Here is a 16,755-nt window from a genome sequence, read left to right as displayed (position 1 = left end):
CGGTCAGCGCCGTGCCGCTCGGACGGCGCTCACGCGACGTCGGACGACCAGGAGTGCCAGTCCGGCGAGGACGACCACGCTGCCGCCGATGGCGAGCGGTGCGGTCTCCGTGCGGTTCGTCGCGACGAGTCCGGCGTTGCCGGCCGGCACGCCGTTCGGGTCGCCGCCGAGGTCGCTGATCGTCTGCGTGGCGAGCATCAGGTTCTTGTCCGCCAGGCTGCCCCACGCGTACACGATCGTGTCGGAACCGGCTGCGACGGCGACGTCGGCCGGGCCGATCACCGGGGCGGTCGTCCCGGTCGCCGCGACCGTGGCGGACACGGTGCCGGCAGCCAGCACGAGCGCCTGCTCGTCCGGGTTCGACAGGTTCGACACGACCGCCTTGCCACCGGCGAGGACGTCGACCGCGGGTGCGGCTGCGACGTGCCGGACGACGAGACGACCCTGCCCGGCGGGGACCGCGGACGTGTCGTTCGTGTAGACGGTCGCCGTCGGGCTGCCGTCGGCCTTGAGGTGTGCCACCGCGGTCGAGTTGCTGCCGGCGGCGAACGACACGTCGGCCGGGCCGATGATCGGCTTCGAGTCGTCGGTCGCGTCGCTCGCCGTGATCGCGAGGGTGTGGGCCCCGGCCGCGACGGACATCGGACCGGCCATCGTGCCGGGGGTGAAGTCGTCGATCGCCCGGGCGCCGTCGAGCCAGACGTCGACCGTGGTGTCGGGGACGGCGTGCAGGACGCTCAGCGTGGCGTCGCCAGGTGCTGCGGTCGCCGCGGTCGCGGGGACCGCGATCGCGAACGCCGCGAGCAGTGCGCCGGCTCCGATGCCGGTGACGAGGTTCTTGCGCATGGTGTGCCTCCAGGTCGGCCCGCTGGGCCGTGTCGGGTGGGCGTCGTCATCGACGCCTACCCCCACTACCGCCGGGAGGGCCCGCCTGGATGCACCCCCCCCCCGGGGAGAAATGGACGGGAGGCTCGTGGCGGCCCCGCCACGAGCCTCGTCAGCGCAGGGCGCCGTCGCGCAGGGTGAGCACGCGGTCGGCCGCGGCGAGCGCCCCGGGGTCGTGCGCCGCGTGCACGACGACGGCGCCGCGGGCGGCCTCGGCGGCGAGCGCGTCGAGCACCAGGCGGAGCGAGTGGGCGTCGACGCCGGCGGTGGGTTCGTCGACCAGGAGCACGGGGGCGCGCTGTGCGAGGCCCATCGCGACGAGGGCGCGTTGCCGCTGGCCGCCGGAGAGCTCGGCGAGGGGGCGAGCGGCGAGGTCGAGCAGGTCGAGGCGTCGGAGCTGGTCGTCGACGAGGGCGCGGTCGGCGGCGCGGAGGGGACGCCACCAGGGCAGGGCACCCCAGCGGCCCATGGCGACGGCGGCGTGCACGCTGAGGGGCGGCCCGGGGGTCGCGACGGACTGCGCGACGTGGGCGACCCGGCGTGGTCCTGCTCCGGTGACGCTGCCCTCGGCCGTGGGGAGGGTGCCGGCGAGGGCCTCGAGGAGCGTGGACTTGCCGGAGCCGTTGGCACCGGCGACGACGGTGACGGTGCCGGGTCGGAAGACCGCGTCGGTGCGGTGCAGCACGGTGCGCTGCCCGCGGCGGACGGTCACGGAACGGAGGCGGACGGGCTGGGACGACACCTGTGGAGGTTAACAGTAACGGGAACCATTTTCATGTAGCGTTCGGGACCGTGACCTGGCTGACCGACCCGTTCTCCGTCGACTTCATGCTCCGAGCCCTGGCGGCCGGCGTGCTCGCGGCGGTCCTCTGTGCCGTCGTCGGCACCTGGGTGCTCGTGCGCGGGATGGCGTTCCTCGGCGAGGCGCTGGCGCACGGCATGCTCCCCGGTGTCGCCCTCGCCACGATGACCGGGGTGCCCGCCGTGCTCGGCGCCGCGGTCAGTGCCGGTGCGATGGTGCTCGGCGTCGGGCTCCTCCGGCGGCGGAGCGGTCTGTCGTACGACACCGCGATCGGGCTGCTCTTCGTCGGGATGCTCGCGCTCGGGGTGATCATCGTCTCCGGCTCGCGGTCGTTCGCCACCGACGTCACGGCGATCCTGTTCGGGGACGTGCTCGCCGTCACCCGGGCCGACCTCGGCACGCTCGCGGTCGCCACCGCCGTGGCGCTGCTCGTCGCGGCCGTGTTCCACCGCCCCTTCACGGCGGCGGCGTTCGACCCGCGCAAGGCCGCGACGCTCGGCCTCCGGCCCCGTCTGGCCGAGGTCGTCCTGGTCGCCCTCGTGACCCTCGCCGTGGTCGCGTCCTACCGGGCCGTCGGCACGCTGCTGGTCGTCGGGCTGCTCCTGGCGCCGGCCGCCGCGGCACGGGCCTGGACCCGCGGGCTCCTGCCGACGATGGTGCTCGGCGCGGTCCTCGGCTCGGCCGCGGTGCTCGCCGGGCTGCTCGTGTCCTGGCACCTCGGCACGGCAGCGGGCGCGAGCATCGCCGCCGTCGCGGTCATCGTCGTCGCCCTGTCCCACACGCTCCGACTCGTCCACGTCCGCACCACCCGGAAGGAACCATGCTCCACGCACCACACCACCGCTCCGCCCTCGGCCTCGGCATCGCCGCAGCCGTCACGCTCGGCCTGACCGCCTGCACGAGCGGGTCCGCCGGTCCACCTGGCGCCGGCACCGCGGGGTCGTCCACCTCGGACCCCACGCCCCACGGCTTGGTCGCGGGCGCCTCCGAGGCCGCCGAGCCCCAGCTCCGCCTGCTCGTCGCCGACGACACCGGCGCGCTCGCCCTGCACGACCTGCTCGACGGCGACGCGACCGACCTCGACGCCGTCGACGCCCCCGAGCACGCGGCCACCGACGGGCGGTTCCTCGTCACGAGCGACAGCGACCGGACGACGATCGTCGACGGCGGCTCGTGGACGGTCGACCACGGGGACCACACCCACTACTACGACGCGGCCGCCCGGACCGTCGGCACGCTGCCGGGCGGGGGACCGGTGGCCGTGGCGTCGTCGGAGTCCACCACGACGCTGTCCTGGCCGGACGCCGACACCGCGGTCGCCCTCGACCGGGCCGCACTCGGGCAGGGCCGGGTGAGCACGACCGCGCGGGTCGACGCGGCCGTGCTGCTGCCCCTCGGCGACCTGCTCGTCGCCGGTGACGCCGGACGCGACCGGGTGGTCGTGCTCGACGCGCAGGGGGAGCCGACCGGGGTCACCGCGGCGTGCACGGACCCCGCCGGTGGCATCGTCACCCGGGTCGGCGCCGTCGTCGGCTGCGCGGACGGCGCCGTCCTGGTGACGGCCGAGGACGCCGTCGCCGAGCACCTCGCCGCCCCCGCCGACCTGCCGCGGGCCACGGGCTTCGCGAACCGCACCGGCCGTCCCACGGTCGCGGCCCTCGCCGGGGACACCGGCGCCTGGCTCCTCGACACCCGCGAGCGCACCTGGGAGCACGTCCCCACGGACCGCCCGCTCGTCGCCGTCACCGCCGTGGACGACACCGACGAGCACGTCGTGGCGCTCGACGCCGACGGCCGCGTGCTCGTGCTCAGCGGACCGGAGCGCACCGCGGTGACGACCGACCCGCTCGTGCCGGCGGGCTCCGTGCCCGCGCTGCAGGTCGACGCGCAGCGGGCGTACCTGGCTGACCCGGACGACCGGGTCGTGCACGAGGTCGACTTCGCCGACGACGCCCGGGTGGCCCGCTCGATCGCGGTGCCCATCCGCCCCGACGTGCTGGCCGAGGTCGGACGATGAGGCGCGGTGTGGCCACGGCGGTGTCGGTCGGCACCGCCCTCGCACTCGCCGTCCTGGCCACGGGGTGCAGCGGCCCGAGCGCCGACGACCGACCCCTGGTCGCGGTGACGACGAACATCCTCGGCGACGTCGTGCAGCAGGTCGTGGGGGAGCAGGCCGAGGTCATGGTGCTCATGCCGCCCGGTGCCGACCCGCACTCGTTCGAGGTCTCCGCCCGCGAGGCCGCTGAGCTCCGACGTGCCGACCTCGTCGTGGAGAACGGCCTCGGCCTCGAGGAGGGCGTCGCTCGGCACGTCGCCGCCGCTGCTGCCGACGGCGTGCCGGTGTTCAGCGCCGGGGATGCCGTCGAACCGCTCGAGTGGTCCACCGAGGACGACCACGGCGTCGACCCGCACCTCTGGACCGACCCGGCCAGGATGGCGGACGTCGTCGACGCGCTCGGCACGCAACTGCATCGGGTCGACGGCATCGACGACGCCGCACTCGACGCCGGGCTCCGGGCGTACGGCGACGAGCTCGACGCCCTCGATGACGACATGACGGCCGCGTTCGCCGCACTGCCCGAGGACCGCCGGGCGCTCGTCACGAACCACCACGTCTTCGGGTACCTCGCCGACCGGTTCGGCTTCCGGGTCGTCGGTGCCGTGATCCCGAGCGGCACGACGCTGGCCTCGCCGAGCGCCGCCGACCTGCGCGGCCTGACCACCGCGATCGAGGAGGCCGGCGTCCCGACGATCTTCGTCGACGCCTCGCAGCCCGCCCGACTCGCCGAGGTCCTCGCACAAGAAGCCGACGTCCACGTCGACGTCACCGCCCTCGCCACCGAGTCCCTGTCCAAGGCGGGCGAGGGCGCCGCCACCTACCTGGAGATGATGCGCTCGAACACCGAGGACATCGTCACCGGCCTGTCGGCTCGCAAATGAGAATGAGAATCAATACAGTGTCGATCATGACCAGACGAACCACCCTCGCGCCCGCAGTCCTGCTCGGCGCGACCGCCCTGTTCCTCACCGGCTGTGCCAGCGACCCCGCCGCGCGCGACATCGCGACCGGCAGCGCCCCGGCCAAGGCCGACACCGGCGCCGACACCGGCGCTGACACGACCGCCGACACCGGCCCCCGCATCACGCTGACGTACGACGGCGGCCTGCTCGTCCTCGACCAGGACCTGCACGTCGTCGGGGACGAGCCCATCGACGGCTTCACGCGCGTCAACCCCGCCGGTGACGACCGCCACGTGCTCGTCACCGTGCCCGAGGGCTTCCGCGTGCTCGACACCGCCGCCGGCACCACCGGTCAGCCCGCCCTGACCGACGTCACGTTCCCCGCCGACACCGGCGGCCACGCCGTCGTGCACGGCGACCGCACCGCGCTGTTCGCCGACGGCAGCGGCGACGTGACGTCCTTCGACCACGCCGACCTGGCCGCGAGCGTCGCGGACGGGGAGCTGCCGGACGTCGACACGACCGAGTCCGCGGCGGCCCACCACGGCGTCGCGATCGAGCTCGAGGACGGCACGCTCCTGACCACCATCGGCACCGAGGAGTCCCGCTCCGGCGTCCGAGCACTCGACGCTGACGGCACCGAGACCGCCCGCTCCGAGGTCTGCCCCGACGTGCACGGCGAGGGGGCGGTCCGTGGCGACGTCGCCGTCTTCGGCTGCACCGACGGTGCGCTCGTGTACCAGGACGGCACGTTCACCAAGATCGACGCCCCGACCACGTACGGCCGCACGGGCAACCTCTTCACCACCGACACGTCGAGCATCGCCCTGGGTGACTTCAACGACGACCCGGACAGCGAGGGGTACCTGCTCGACCAGGTCGCGCTCATCGACGCCACCAGCGACGAGTACCGCGTCGCCGACCTGCCCGACGGCGTCGGCTTCACGTTCCGGGGCATCGCACGCGGGCTCGACGACGAGGCCCTCGTCCTCGGCTCCGACGGCGCCCTGCACCGCTTCGACGAGGAGACCGGGAAGCCCCTCGGCACCATCGAGGTCATCGACGCGTGGCAGGGCCCTGCCGAGTGGCAGGACGCCCACCCGGCGCTGAAGGTGCTGGACGGCATCGCGTACGTGACCGACCCCGCGGAGCGCACCGTGCACGCGGTGGACCTCGCCTCCGGCGACGTGGTCGCATCCAGCGACCGCCTGCCCGGCGTCCCCAACGAGATCGCCGTCAGCTGACCCACCGGACGGGAGGCTCGTGGCGGCCCCGCCACGACCCTCCCGTCCGTGTCGTCACTAACGGGGACATGCGAGCGGCCGATAGGGCGCAGTGACCACCCACGGACGGGTGGTCGGACGACCTGCCCCACGGACGGCGGCAGGTGAGACACCCCAGGGACGGACCCCATGATCGTCGTCACACGACTCAACGGCAGCGGCTTCGCTGTCAACCCCGACCTCGTGGAGCGCATCCAGGAGACGCCGGACACGACCCTCATCATGGTCGACGGTGCGAAGTACATCGTCCGCGAGTCCATGGCCGAGGTCATCGAGCGGATCGCCGCGTACCGCGCCCGCATCGTCACCATGGCCTACGGCACCGAGCCGCGCACCGTCACCGGACCACAGCCGACGCTCGCCCCCGTCGCCGCCCTGCACGCAGCGCCCGCCCTGCACGCAGCGGCCCGCACGCAGGACGGGGGTCGCTGACGTGGACATCGCGACGATCGTCGGCATCCTCCTCGCCTTCGGCGCCCTCTTCGGCATGATCGAGATGGAGCACGTCGAGCTCGGCGGGCTGTTCCTCCCCGCGCCGATCATGCTCGTGTTCGGCGCCACCATCGGCGCCGGGATCGCGAGCACCACGCTCAAGGACGCCATCGCGAGCTTCAAGGCCGCGCCCAAGGCCTTCACCGGCAAGGTCACCCCGCCGGCGTCCGTCATCGAGGACGTCGTGGGCCTGGCCGAGGTCGCCCGCTCGAACGGCCTGCTCGCACTCGAGCAGGAGGCCGACAAGCACGACGACCCGTTCATGAAGAAGGCGCTGCAGAACATCGCCGACGGCACGGACGGCGACGAGCTGCGGATCCTGCTCGAGGACGAGATCGAGTCGAACGCCGCCCCGATGCGGAGCGCGAGCTCGTTCTTCATGGGCCTCGGTGGGTTCGCCCCGACCGTCGGCATCATCGGCACCGTCGTGTCGCTGACCCACGTGCTCGCGAACCTCGGCAAGCCGGACGAGCTGGGCCCCCTCATCGCGAGCGCCTTCGTGGCGACGCTGTGGGGCCTGCTCACCGCCAACTTCATGTGGCTGCCGATCGGCGGCAAGCTCCGCAAGCTCGCGCAGCTCGAGTCCGACCGCCAGACGCTCCTGATGGAGGGGCTGCTCGCGGTGCAGGCAGGCAGCCAGCCGCGTCTGCTCGGGGAGCGCCTGAAGGCCATGGTCCCGCCCGCCGCCCGCAACGACACCGGCGGCAAGGGCAAGGGCAAGGCGGCTGCGACGGCCGACGACCAGCAGCTGGCGGCCTGACGATGAGCGCGAACCCCCGAGGCCGCGGCCGCGGTCGGAAGAAGGGCGGTCACGACGACGCCGAGCACCCCGACGAGCGGTGGATGGCGTCCTACATGGACATGATCACCGTGCTGATGTGCATGTTCCTGGTGCTGTTCGCGATGTCGACGGTCGACCAGGAGAAGTACATCGCGCTGAAGAACTCCCTGGCGACGGGCTTCGGCGAGGTGAAGTCGCAGAAGGTCGACACCGCGAGCGGCACCGTCGTGACGAAGGACCAGGTCGAGGACGGCTCCGGCTACTCCACCGACAAGGCCCAGGCGGACCACTCCACGGCAGCGTCCGGCGCGAAGGACACGAACGTCGACCCGGCGTCGACCGTCGTGCCGGTCACCGCCACGAAGAAGGACCTGGCCGCGGCGGAGCAGGAGCTCGACGACCTGAAGGCCATCCAGCAGGCGATCACGGGCAACCTGCAGAAGGCCGGCCAGACCGCCAACGTCACGTTCACCGTCGACGCCCGCGGGCTCATCGTCCGCCTGGTCGGCAGCGAGACGTACTTCGGCACGAACAGCGCGGACCTCTCCGGCCAGGCGAAGACGATCATGGACGCCATCGCCCCGGTGCTGAAGACCGCCGGGCACGACGTCAGCATCGAGGGTCACGCCGACCAGCGGAACTCGACCGCGCCGTACGCCACGAACTGGGAGCTGAGCTCCGCCCGGGCGACCGGGGTGCTGCGGGACCTCGTCGAGCGCGGCGGCATGCCGGGCGACCACGTGCAGAGCGTCGGCTTCGGGTCGAGCCGTCCCCTGGCGAAGGGGGAGACCGACGCCGACCTCGCCCTGAACCGCCGGGTCGACATCGTGGTGCTGTCGAACCAGGACCAGGACGTCAGCGCGCTGATGCCGGCACTGGCCGCGGCGCAGGACCACGCCCGCGGGACCGGAGGCACCGGTGGCACTGCCGCGACGACGACGACCGAGAAGCCGACGACGACCAAGGACACCGCCGCGGCCGACACGCACGGCGACGGCCACGGCGGCACCGGGAGCGATGCCGGGCACTGAGCACCCACCGCCCCACTACGGGGTACAGCACTGACGGAGGACACTCAGGCGGCCGATAGACGCCTCCGTGACCGAGACCCTGCCCGCGCCCGAGGTGTACGACTTCGCGCGCCCCTCGACGCTCGCCCGCGAGCACGCCCGGGTCCTCGAGCTCGCCTTCGAGACGTTCGCCCGGCAGTGGGGGACGCAGCTGACCGCGAAGGTCCGCGTCGTGAGCCAGGTCACGTGCGAGCAGGTCCAGATGATGACGTACGACGAGTACGCCGCGTCCCTGCCCGCCCTGACCGGCATGGCGCTGCTGCCGATCGTCGACACCGCGCCGAAGGGCGTGCTGCAGGTCCCGCTCGACGCCGCCCTGACCTGGGTGTCGCACGCGCTCGGCGCCTCGCGACCGCTGCCGACGCCCGACCGCACCTTCACGCCCATCGAGCAGGCCCTGGTGCGCAAGCTCGTCGAGGACGCCCTCGACGACCTCCGCTACTCGTTCGGCGGCCTGCTCGCGCACGACGTCGGCGTCAGCGGGTTCCAGTACAACAGCCAGTTCGCCCAGGCCGCGCAGAAGGGCGACCTGATGATCGTCGCCTCGTTCGAGATCCGCGTGGGGGAGCGCGTCGCCCCGGGCACGCTGGCCCTGCCCGCCGAGGCCGTCCTGCCGCAGCTCGGCGAGGCCGCGGCGACCGTGACGCCCGCCGACGCCCGAGCGCTCCTCGACGTGCAGCTCGCCGGCGTCCCCGTCGGCGTCGCCCTGCGCTTCGCGCCGGCCACCGTGCTGCCGTCGCAGGTGCTGCGGCTCGCCGTCGGCGACGTCCTGCCGCTGCCGCACCCGCAGCACCGCCCCCTCACCATCGCGGTCGACGGCGAGCCCGTCGGCACCGCCGCCGTCGGCGCGAACGGATCGCGCCTCGCCGGCATCGTCGTCACCACCACATCGGAGCAGCCCGCATGAGCGCCACCACCACCCTCCACACCGGCGCCGCCGAGGCACTCGTCGGGCAGCTCCCGACGACGGTCCCGCTGCACGCGTCGGTCCTGCCGGGAGGCTCGACCCCAGCCGGCATGCAGGCCGCGGTCGACGGCGTGGTCGCCTCGTTCGTCGGCAGTCTCTCCGCGGACCTCGCGCTGGTCCTCACCGACCTCGCCGGGATCACCGCGGCGGGCGGCACCGACCACGGGCTGGTCGACGTCACCGACGTGCTCCGTCCGTCGCTCGAGGCCGCGGCGTCGGTCCTCGGCGTGGGCGTCCTCGGCGAGGCCCGCCGCGAGTCGGCCGCGTCGCTCTTCGCCGACCCCGACACCATCGTGTTCGAGCTGACCGCCGGCGGGGTGCCCGGTGGCTGGTTCGCCGTGCGCATCCGCGAGAACGGTGTCGTCGGTGCGACCACCCCGGCGCCGGCGCTCGGCATCCCCGCGGGCAACCTCGGCCGCATCAACAACGTCGAGATGACCCTGACGGTCGAGATCGGGCGCACCCGGATGTCCGTCCGCGACGTGCTCGGCATGGAGCCCGGCGCCGTCGTCGAGCTCGACCGCTCCGCCGGTGCGCCCGCCGACGTGCTGCTGAACGGCCGGCTCATCGCGCACGGCGAGGTCGTCGTCGTCGACCAGGACTACGCCGTCCGCATCACCAAGATCCTCGACGTCGCCGAGACGGTCTGACCCGCGTGGACACCCTCGTCATCACCCTCCGCGTCGCGCTCTCGCTCGGCGTCGTGCTCGCCCTGATGTGGGTGCTGCACCGCCGCATGGCGAAGGGGCAGTTCGGTCGGGCGAAGGCCAGGGGTCGTCGGTCCGCCGCGATCGAGGTCGTCGGCCGCACCGGCATCGGCGGCAAGGCCAGCGTGGTCGTCGTCGACGTGGAGGGCGAGCGCCTCGTCCTCGGCGTCACCGAGCACGGCGTGAGCCTGCTCACGAGCGGCGAGGCCCCCGCGCCCGAGCTCACCATCGTGACCGGGCCGGTCCAGCTGCCCGTCCGCGCGACCCAGACCCAGACCCAGACCCCGACCCCGACCCCGACCGCGTCGGCGGAGGCGTTCCGTCAGGAACTCGCGCTGCAGGACGGAGCCGTGCCGAGCCTCCAGGCCGTGGCCCCGGTCCCCGCCGTCGCCGAGCCGCTCCCGATGCGTCCGCGCAACCGCGACCGCCGCCCCCAGCGCACCGTCGTCCCCACGTCCGCGCAGCTGCAGGGCTCGCTCCTGTCCGCCGACACCTGGCGGCAGGCCGCCGCCGCGCTGCGCTCCCGGCGGGCCGGGTGACCGCGGCGCGCGGTGCCAGGCTCGTCCTGCTCGCGATCCTCGGCGTGGCGGTGGTGGCCGGGTTCCTGATGCTCACCGCGACCGGCGCCCACGCGGCCGGCGTCGTCGAGCCGACCGCCCCCGCGACGCCCACCGCCCCGACCGGCGGCGGCTTCTCGGTGAACGTGAACGGCCCGGACGGGGCGCCCTCGTCCGCCGTCGTGACGCTGATCGGCATCACGCTGCTCAGCGTCGCCCCGGCGCTCATGCTGATGATGACGTCGTTCACGAAGATCTTCGTCGTCCTCGCGATGACCAGGAACGCGCTCGGCCTGCAGTCGATCCCGCCGAACCAGGTCATCGCCGGCCTGGCCCTGTTCCTGTCGCTGTTCGTGATGGCCCCGGTCATCGGGCACATCAACGACGACGCCCTGCAGCCCTACCTCGCCGGACACCTCGACTTCCAGCAGGCCGTCGACATCGGCACCAAGCCGCTCCGCACCTTCATGCTGCACCAGACGCGTGAGGAGGACGTGGCGCTCATCACCCGCGCCGCCGGCCTGGAGAACCCGAAGACGCTCGCCGACGTGCCGATGACCACCGTCATCCCCGCGTTCATCATCTCCGAGCTCCGCAGCGCGTTCATCATCGGGTTCGTCATCTTCATCCCGTTCCTCGTGATCGACCTCGTCGTCTCCGCTGCCCTGATGTCGATGGGCATGATGATGCTCCCGCCGGTGATGATCTCGCTGCCGTTCAAGGTGCTGCTGTTCGTGCTCGTCGACGGGTGGGGACTGATCATCAAGTCGCTCATCGAGAGCTACCAGGTGGTGCACTGATGGACCAGCAGGCGGTCATCGACCTCGTCCTCCAGGCACTCCTCGTCGCCGGCAAGCTCGCGGCGCCCGTGCTCGTCACGTCGCTCGTCGTGGGCTTCGCGATCTCGCTCTTCCAGTCCGTCACCCAGATCCAGGAGGTGACGCTGTCGTTCGTGCCGAAGGCCCTCGCGGTCGCCGTCGCGCTGGTCGTCTGTGGCAACTGGATGATCTCCGAGATGATCGGGTTCACGCACTTCGCGTTCGACCAGATCCCGAAGCTGCTCGGGGCCGCCTGATGGAGCTCGCCATCGACTTCGACGGGCTCGAGGGCACCATGCTCGCCGGTGTCCGGCTCATCGCGTTCTTCATGATCGCCCCGCCGTTCTCGTACAAGGCGTTCCCCGCGACGGCGAAGCTCATCCTGGCGCTCGGGCTCGCCGTCGGGGTCGCCCCGCGCGTCACCGCCGGGTACACCTCGCTCGACACCGGCGCCTTCCTCGTCGCGCTCGTCACGCAGCTCGGCGTGGGCCTCGTCCTCGGGTTCCTCGTGTACCTGGTGTTCTCCGCCGTGCAGTCCGCCGGCGCGCTCATCGACCTGTTCGGCGGCTTCACGCTCGCGCAGGCCTACGACCCGCAGTCCCAGGTGAACGGCGCACAGTTCACGCGCCTGTTCCAGATGGCCGCGCTCGCCCTGCTCTTCGCCAGCGGCGGGTACCAGCTCATCGTCGCCGGCATCGTGCGCTCGTTCGACGCGGTGCCCCTCGTCGACGGCAGCGGGCACGTCGGCACCATGGCGTTCGGCGGCGTCGCCGGGCTGCTCGTCGCGGCCCTGTCGCAGATGTTCCTCGCGACGCTGCAGATCGCCGGCCCGCTCGTCGTCGTGCTGTTCCTCGCCGACGTCGGCCTCGGCCTGCTCACCCGCGTGGCCCCCGCGCTGAACGCCTTCCAGATGGGCTTCCCGATCAAGATCGGCCTGACCGTCATCTTCGCCGGGGCGCTCTTCATGGCGCTGCCGTCCGTCGTGTCCAGCCTGACGGGTGACGCCGTGCAGGCGATCACCGGGAGGGGGTGAGCCATGTCCGACAGCGGTGAGAAGTCCGAGAAGGCCACCTCCAAGCGGATGAAGGAGGTCCACAAGAAGGGCCAGCTCGGCCGGTCGCAGGACCTCGGCGCGTGGATCGGCATCGCCGCAGCGGCGCTGATGATCCCGGCCACGATCGGCCGTGCCGCCGGTGCCGGGCAGCAACAGCTCGACGCCGTCAAGACGGTCATCGCCGACCCGTCGATCGGCACCATGCGCGGCGTCTTCGAGGACGCGATGGGCTCGATGTCGGCGACGCTCGGCCCGATGCTCCTGGTCGTGCTCGTCGCCGTCGCCGCGACCGCCGTCGCCCAGGGCGGGGTGCACTTCCGCTCCATCGCCCCGACGCCGGAGCACTTCGACCCCGTGCAGGGCATCAAGCGGGTCTTCGGCACCCAGGCGCTCTGGAACGGCGTGAAGGCCCTCGTGAAGACGGCCGTCGTCGGCCTCGTGCTCTGGTTCGCCGTGCAGGGACTCGTCCCCGTGCTCATGACGAGCGGGTCGCTGCCCCTGTCGGCCGTGCTCAGCGCCGCCGGCGAGGGCGCTGGGACGCTCCTCCGTGCCGCGATCGCCGCCGGCCTGGTGCTCGCCGCACTCGACGTGTTCGTCGTCATCCGCCGCAACCGCAAGCGCACGATGATGACCAAGCGCGAGGTCAAGGACGAGAACAAGTCCGCCGAGGGCGACCCGCACGTCAAGGGCCAGCGGCGCTCCCGCCAGCTCGCGATGAGCCGCAACCGGATGATCCAGGCCGTGGGCGACGCCGACGTCGTGATGACGAACCCGACGCACTACGCCGTCGCGCTCAAGTACGAGCCGGGCAAGTCCGCGCCGCGGGTCGTGGCGAAGGGGGCCGGGCCGGTCGCCGACGTCATCCGCGCCCGCGCCGAGGAGTCGCGGGTGCCGATCGTCCGCGACGTGCCCCTCACCCGCGCACTGCACGCCGCGTGCGAGCTCGGCCACGAGGTCCCCGTCGATCTCTACACGCCCGTCGCCCGGGTGCTGTCCTTCGTGATGGCGCTCAAGGCCCGGGGAGCGGCGGCCGGCACGCACGCACCGCCCCGGCCCACCACGCCCGACGAGGTCGCCACCGTGCTCGACCCCGCGACGCTCACCGGGGACCTCAGACCCCGCAAGCTCCGCACACCCCGACCCACCACGAACCCGACGCCCGCCGCGTCCACCACCCAGGGAGTCCCCGCATGAAGCTCAAGGACCTGCCGAAGCTCGCCGTCCCGGTGCTCATCGTCGGCATCATCCTGCTGCTGATCCTGCCGGTGCCGTCGTTCCTGCTGGACTTCCTGATCATCTGCAACATCCTGCTGGCGCTGGTGGTCCTGCTCACGACGCTGTTCGTGAAGAAGCCGCTGGACTTCTCGGTGTTCCCGTCGCTGCTCCTCGTCGCCACGCTGTTCCGCCTCGGGCTCAACGTCGCGTCCACGCGCCTGGTGCTCGGCGAGGGCTTCGCCGGCGACGTCATCCAGGCGTTCGGCCACGTCGCCGTCTCCGGGTCGATCATCATCGGCGCGGTCATCTTCCTCATCCTCATCGTCATCCAGTTCGTCGTCGTGACGAAGGGCGCCGAGCGCGTCGCCGAGGTCGGGGCGCGCTTCACCCTCGACGCGATGCCCGGCAAGCAGATGGCCATCGACGCCGACCTGAACGCCGGGCTCATCACCGACGCCGAGGCGAAGGAGCGCCGCGCGTCGGTGTCCGCCGAGGCCGACTTCTACGGCGCGATGGACGGTGCGTCGAAGTTCGTCAAGGGCGACGCCATCGCGGGCATCCTGATCATCGTCATCAACCTCATCGGCGGCATCGCGATCGGCATGCTGCAGAACGGCCTCTCGGTCACGGACGCCCTGTCGAAGTACGGCATCCTGACGATCGGCGACGGCCTGGTCACCCAGATCCCCGCGCTCCTGATGGCCGTGTCGACGGGCATGATCGTCACCCGCTCCGGTGCCGAGAGCGAGATGGGCGCATCGGCGACGAAGCAGCTCGGGCAGTCCAGGAACGCGCTCATGATCGCCGGCGTGGCCGCCATCGCGATGGGCTTCATCCCCGGCATGCCGATCCTGCCGTTCCTGCTCGTCGGCGGGACCCTGCTCTTCACGAGCTGGCGGATCGGGCAGAACACCGCCAAGGCCGAGGCCGCCGCGGCCGACCAGCAGGCACTCGCGGCCGCCGCACCGTCGGGCGACACCACCGAGGACCTCGTCGAGCAGATGCGCGTGCACGCCCTCGAGATCCAGCTCGCCCCCGACCTGGTCGACATGGTCTCCGGCGCCTCGGACGACCTGCTCGGCCGCGTCCGGGCGCTCCGCCGCAAGATCGCGATGGACATGGGGATCGTCGTGCCGCCCGTCCGCACGCGCGACAGCATCGAGCTGCCGCCGTCGACCTACGCCATCCGGATCGCCGGCGTCGAGGCCGGTCGTGGCACCGCCCCCGCGCGGAGCGTCCTGGCCCTCGGGGACCAGCTCGACGGCCTGCCGGGCGACGCCACCGTCGAGCCCGTGTTCGGCCTGGCCGGCAAGTGGGTCCCCGCCGAGCTCCGGCACGCGGCGGAGATGACCGGCGCGACCGTGATCGACCGCGTGTCCGTGCTCGTCACCCACCTGCAGGCCGTCATCGGCGACAACGCCGCGCGCCTGCTCACCCGCGAGGACGTCAAGGTCCTGGCCGAGGGCGTCAAGCAGGTCAACCCCGCCGCCGTCGAGGAGCTCGTCCCCGGCATGCTCTCGATGGCCGAGCTCCAGCGCGTGCTGCAGGGGCTGCTCGTCGAGCGCGTCCCGATCAACGACCTCGGCCGGATCTGCGAAGCGCTGACGCTCCGGGCGAAGGTGTCCTCCGACCCCGAGGGACTCGTCGAGGCCGCCCGAGCCGCACTCGGCCCGGCGCTTCCGGCACGACACCTCGACCAGGGAGTCCTCCGCGTGATCATGATCGACCCGCTGCTCGAACAGTCGATGCTCGAGGGGCTGCGTCCGTCCGAGCAGGGCACGCAGATCGTCCTCGACGCCCACCGCATCGAGCAGGTCCTCGGCTCCGTCCGTGACGCCGTCCGGAGCGTCGAGGAGCAGGGCCTGTCCGCCGTGCTCGTCTGCGCCCCGCAGCTCCGCCCGGCCGTGCACCGCATGGTGTCCGCCCAGTCCGACGGCCTCCCCGTGCTCTCCTACCAGGAGGCAACGGCGGCGGGCTCCACCATCGAGACCGTGGGAGTGGTCCGTGCCGCCGACCCGATTGCAGCGTAGCGGCGCGACGCTCGACGACGTCCGCGACGCCGTCCGAGCCGAGTTCGGCGCCGGAGCGCGGATCATCGCCGCAGAGCGCGTCACCAGCGGCGGGGTCGGCGGGCTCTTCCGCCGCGCCCACGTCGAGGCCACCGTCGAGGTGCTCGACCCCGACGAGGTCCCGACCGTCCGGGTGGCCATCGCCGACGGACCCGCCACCCGGGTCGGGATCGCCGCGCTCCTCGCCGACGCCGACGAGGCCGAGGCCCGCATCGCGAGCGGCGACGGCACCCTGGCGGCCCGGGCCGACGTGTTCGCGTCGGTGCTCGACGGCTTCGTCGCCGACGGCATCGCCCTACCAGCACCCGCCGCGGCCGCGCCGACCGTCCCCGTCCTGACGACCGGTCCCGTCCCCGTCGCAGCGCCAGACCCCGGACCGTTCGTCACCGACCCCGTCTCGGGGTCGCGCCCGCCCCAGGAGGTCGCGCCGAGCCTCCTGGCCGGACCGACTGGAGGCGCGGCTCCCGTCCACGACCTCACCACGCGTCGCGGACGGCGTGCGCTGGCCGCGGGGCGGCCCCCGGTGCCGCCGGTCCTGTCGGGTGACGGCGACCTGGTGCTGCTGGTCGGACGTGGCGTCGACGTCGACGCCGCCCGTGCCGCGTTCGCCGCGCGGCACGACCTGCGGGAGACCGACGCCCTCGACCGCCGCGGCGGGATCCTCGCGCGGGCCGACGGGGTCCGTGCGGGCCACGCGCTGCTCGGTGGCGTCGCCTGGGACGACCACGCCGCGCTCGAGGGCCTGGCACCGGACCAGGTGTGGGTCGTCGTGGACGCGGGGCGGAAGCACGAGGACTCGCTCCTCATGGTGCACGCCGTCGCCTTGGTCGTGCCGGTCGCCGGGGTGCTGGCCGTCGGCACCCGGGAGACGACCACGCCGGACAGCGTGCACGAGCTCGGGCTGCCGGTCCGGCCGCGCTGAGTTCCATTTCGGCCGTGACGGATCTGGTTCGCGATCTCCGACGTTCGCCGACCGGATCCGTCATGTCTCGCGTCGGGAACCGGCGCCTGTCCGGCACGACCGTCGTGCCGGTCTGTCGTGCGCCGTCGCCGCGGTCGTGTCGGTCGCCGCGCCGCGCCGCGCCGGAGTCGTG

18 protein-coding genes are annotated in these 16,755 nt (G+C 73.0%); 16 read left to right on the top strand and 2 right to left on the bottom strand.

What is annotated here, in order from left to right:
* Nucleotides 1-3 precede the first annotated feature (3 nt).
* Nucleotides 4-846, bottom strand: coding sequence for a DUF4397 domain-containing protein (locus ITJ54_RS02810; RefSeq protein ID WP_194625770.1), 843 nt, complete (start codon nt 844-846; stop codon nt 4-6).
* A gap of 151 nt (nt 847-997) precedes the next feature.
* Nucleotides 998-1,627 (bottom strand): ABC transporter ATP-binding protein, encoded by a 630-nt coding sequence (locus tag ITJ54_RS02805; protein WP_323741572.1) that lies wholly within the window; start codon nt 1,625-1,627, stop codon nt 998-1,000.
* 50 nt (nt 1,628-1,677) lie between these two features.
* On the opposite strand from ITJ54_RS02805, the gene aztB reads away from it, so the two are divergent.
* The 16 genes from aztB (at nt 1,678) to ITJ54_RS02725 (ending at nt 16,583) form a co-directional block, all read left to right on the top strand.
* Nucleotides 1,678-2,577 (top strand): zinc ABC transporter permease AztB, encoded by a 900-nt coding sequence (gene aztB, locus ITJ54_RS02800; RefSeq protein WP_194625769.1) that lies wholly within the window; start codon nt 1,678-1,680, stop codon nt 2,575-2,577.
* Entirely contained in the window at nt 2,508-3,704 is a 1,197-nt protein-coding gene (locus ITJ54_RS02795) for an ABC transporter (RefSeq protein ID WP_194625768.1), read from the top strand. The genes aztB and ITJ54_RS02795 overlap by 70 nt, the downstream gene beginning before the upstream one ends.
* Nucleotides 3,701-4,627: a zinc ABC transporter substrate-binding protein AztC gene (aztC, locus tag ITJ54_RS02790; RefSeq protein WP_194625767.1), complete on the top strand. Its 927-nt coding sequence runs from the start codon at nt 3,701-3,703 to the stop codon at nt 4,625-4,627. Before ITJ54_RS02795 ends, aztC begins: the two co-directional genes overlap by 4 nt.
* Nucleotides 4,628-4,653: 26 nt before the next feature.
* Complete coding sequence (locus ITJ54_RS02785) at nt 4,654-5,892, top strand: hypothetical protein (RefSeq protein ID WP_194625766.1); 1,239 nt, start codon at nt 4,654-4,656, stop codon at nt 5,890-5,892.
* Nucleotides 5,893-6,060: 168 nt separating this feature from the next.
* Nucleotides 6,061-6,363, top strand: coding sequence for a flagellar FlbD family protein (locus ITJ54_RS02780; protein WP_194625765.1), 303 nt, complete (start codon nt 6,061-6,063; stop codon nt 6,361-6,363).
* A gap of 1 nt (nt 6,364) precedes the next feature.
* A complete protein-coding gene (locus tag ITJ54_RS02775) occupies nt 6,365-7,183 on the top strand; it encodes a motility protein A (protein WP_194625764.1) in 819 nt (272 codons plus the stop codon).
* 2 nt (nt 7,184-7,185) lie between these two features.
* Complete coding sequence (locus tag ITJ54_RS02770) at nt 7,186-8,235, top strand: OmpA/MotB family protein (protein WP_194625763.1); 1,050 nt, start codon at nt 7,186-7,188, stop codon at nt 8,233-8,235.
* A gap of 67 nt (nt 8,236-8,302) precedes the next feature.
* Nucleotides 8,303-9,181: a flagellar motor switch protein FliM gene (locus tag ITJ54_RS02765; protein ID WP_194625762.1), complete on the top strand. Its 879-nt coding sequence runs from the start codon at nt 8,303-8,305 to the stop codon at nt 9,179-9,181.
* Complete coding sequence (gene fliN / locus ITJ54_RS02760; RefSeq protein ID WP_194625761.1) at nt 9,178-9,891, top strand: flagellar motor switch protein FliN; 714 nt, start codon at nt 9,178-9,180, stop codon at nt 9,889-9,891. The genes ITJ54_RS02765 and fliN overlap by 4 nt, the downstream gene beginning before the upstream one ends.
* 5 nt (nt 9,892-9,896) lie before the next feature.
* Entirely contained in the window at nt 9,897-10,487 is a 591-nt protein-coding gene (locus ITJ54_RS02755) for a FliO/MopB family protein (RefSeq protein WP_194625760.1), read from the top strand.
* Complete coding sequence (gene fliP / locus ITJ54_RS02750; RefSeq protein ID WP_194625759.1) at nt 10,484-11,305, top strand: flagellar type III secretion system pore protein FliP; 822 nt, start codon at nt 10,484-10,486, stop codon at nt 11,303-11,305. Before ITJ54_RS02755 ends, fliP begins: the two co-directional genes overlap by 4 nt.
* Complete coding sequence (fliQ, locus tag ITJ54_RS02745; RefSeq protein ID WP_194625758.1) at nt 11,305-11,580, top strand: flagellar biosynthesis protein FliQ; 276 nt, start codon at nt 11,305-11,307, stop codon at nt 11,578-11,580. The genes fliP and fliQ overlap by 1 nt, the downstream gene beginning before the upstream one ends.
* Nucleotides 11,580-12,356, top strand: coding sequence for a flagellar biosynthetic protein FliR (locus ITJ54_RS02740; protein ID WP_194625757.1), 777 nt, complete (start codon nt 11,580-11,582; stop codon nt 12,354-12,356). The genes fliQ and ITJ54_RS02740 overlap by 1 nt, the downstream gene beginning before the upstream one ends.
* Nucleotides 12,357-12,359: 3 nt before the next feature.
* Entirely contained in the window at nt 12,360-13,571 is a 1,212-nt protein-coding gene (locus ITJ54_RS02735) for an EscU/YscU/HrcU family type III secretion system export apparatus switch protein (protein WP_194625756.1), read from the top strand.
* Nucleotides 13,568-15,622, top strand: coding sequence for a flagellar biosynthesis protein FlhA (locus ITJ54_RS02730; RefSeq protein ID WP_194625755.1), 2,055 nt, complete (start codon nt 13,568-13,570; stop codon nt 15,620-15,622). Before ITJ54_RS02735 ends, ITJ54_RS02730 begins: the two co-directional genes overlap by 4 nt.
* A complete protein-coding gene (locus ITJ54_RS02725) occupies nt 15,597-16,583 on the top strand; it encodes a hypothetical protein (protein WP_194625754.1) in 987 nt (328 codons plus the stop codon). The genes ITJ54_RS02730 and ITJ54_RS02725 overlap by 26 nt, the downstream gene beginning before the upstream one ends.
* Nucleotides 16,584-16,755 lie beyond the last annotated feature (172 nt).

This window comes from Curtobacterium sp. VKM Ac-2865, assembly GCF_015350905.1.
GTDB lineage: Bacteria > Actinomycetota > Actinomycetes > Actinomycetales > Microbacteriaceae > Curtobacterium.
Note: the sequence above shows the minus strand (reverse complement) of the source record. Positions and strands in the feature narration are given on the sequence as shown.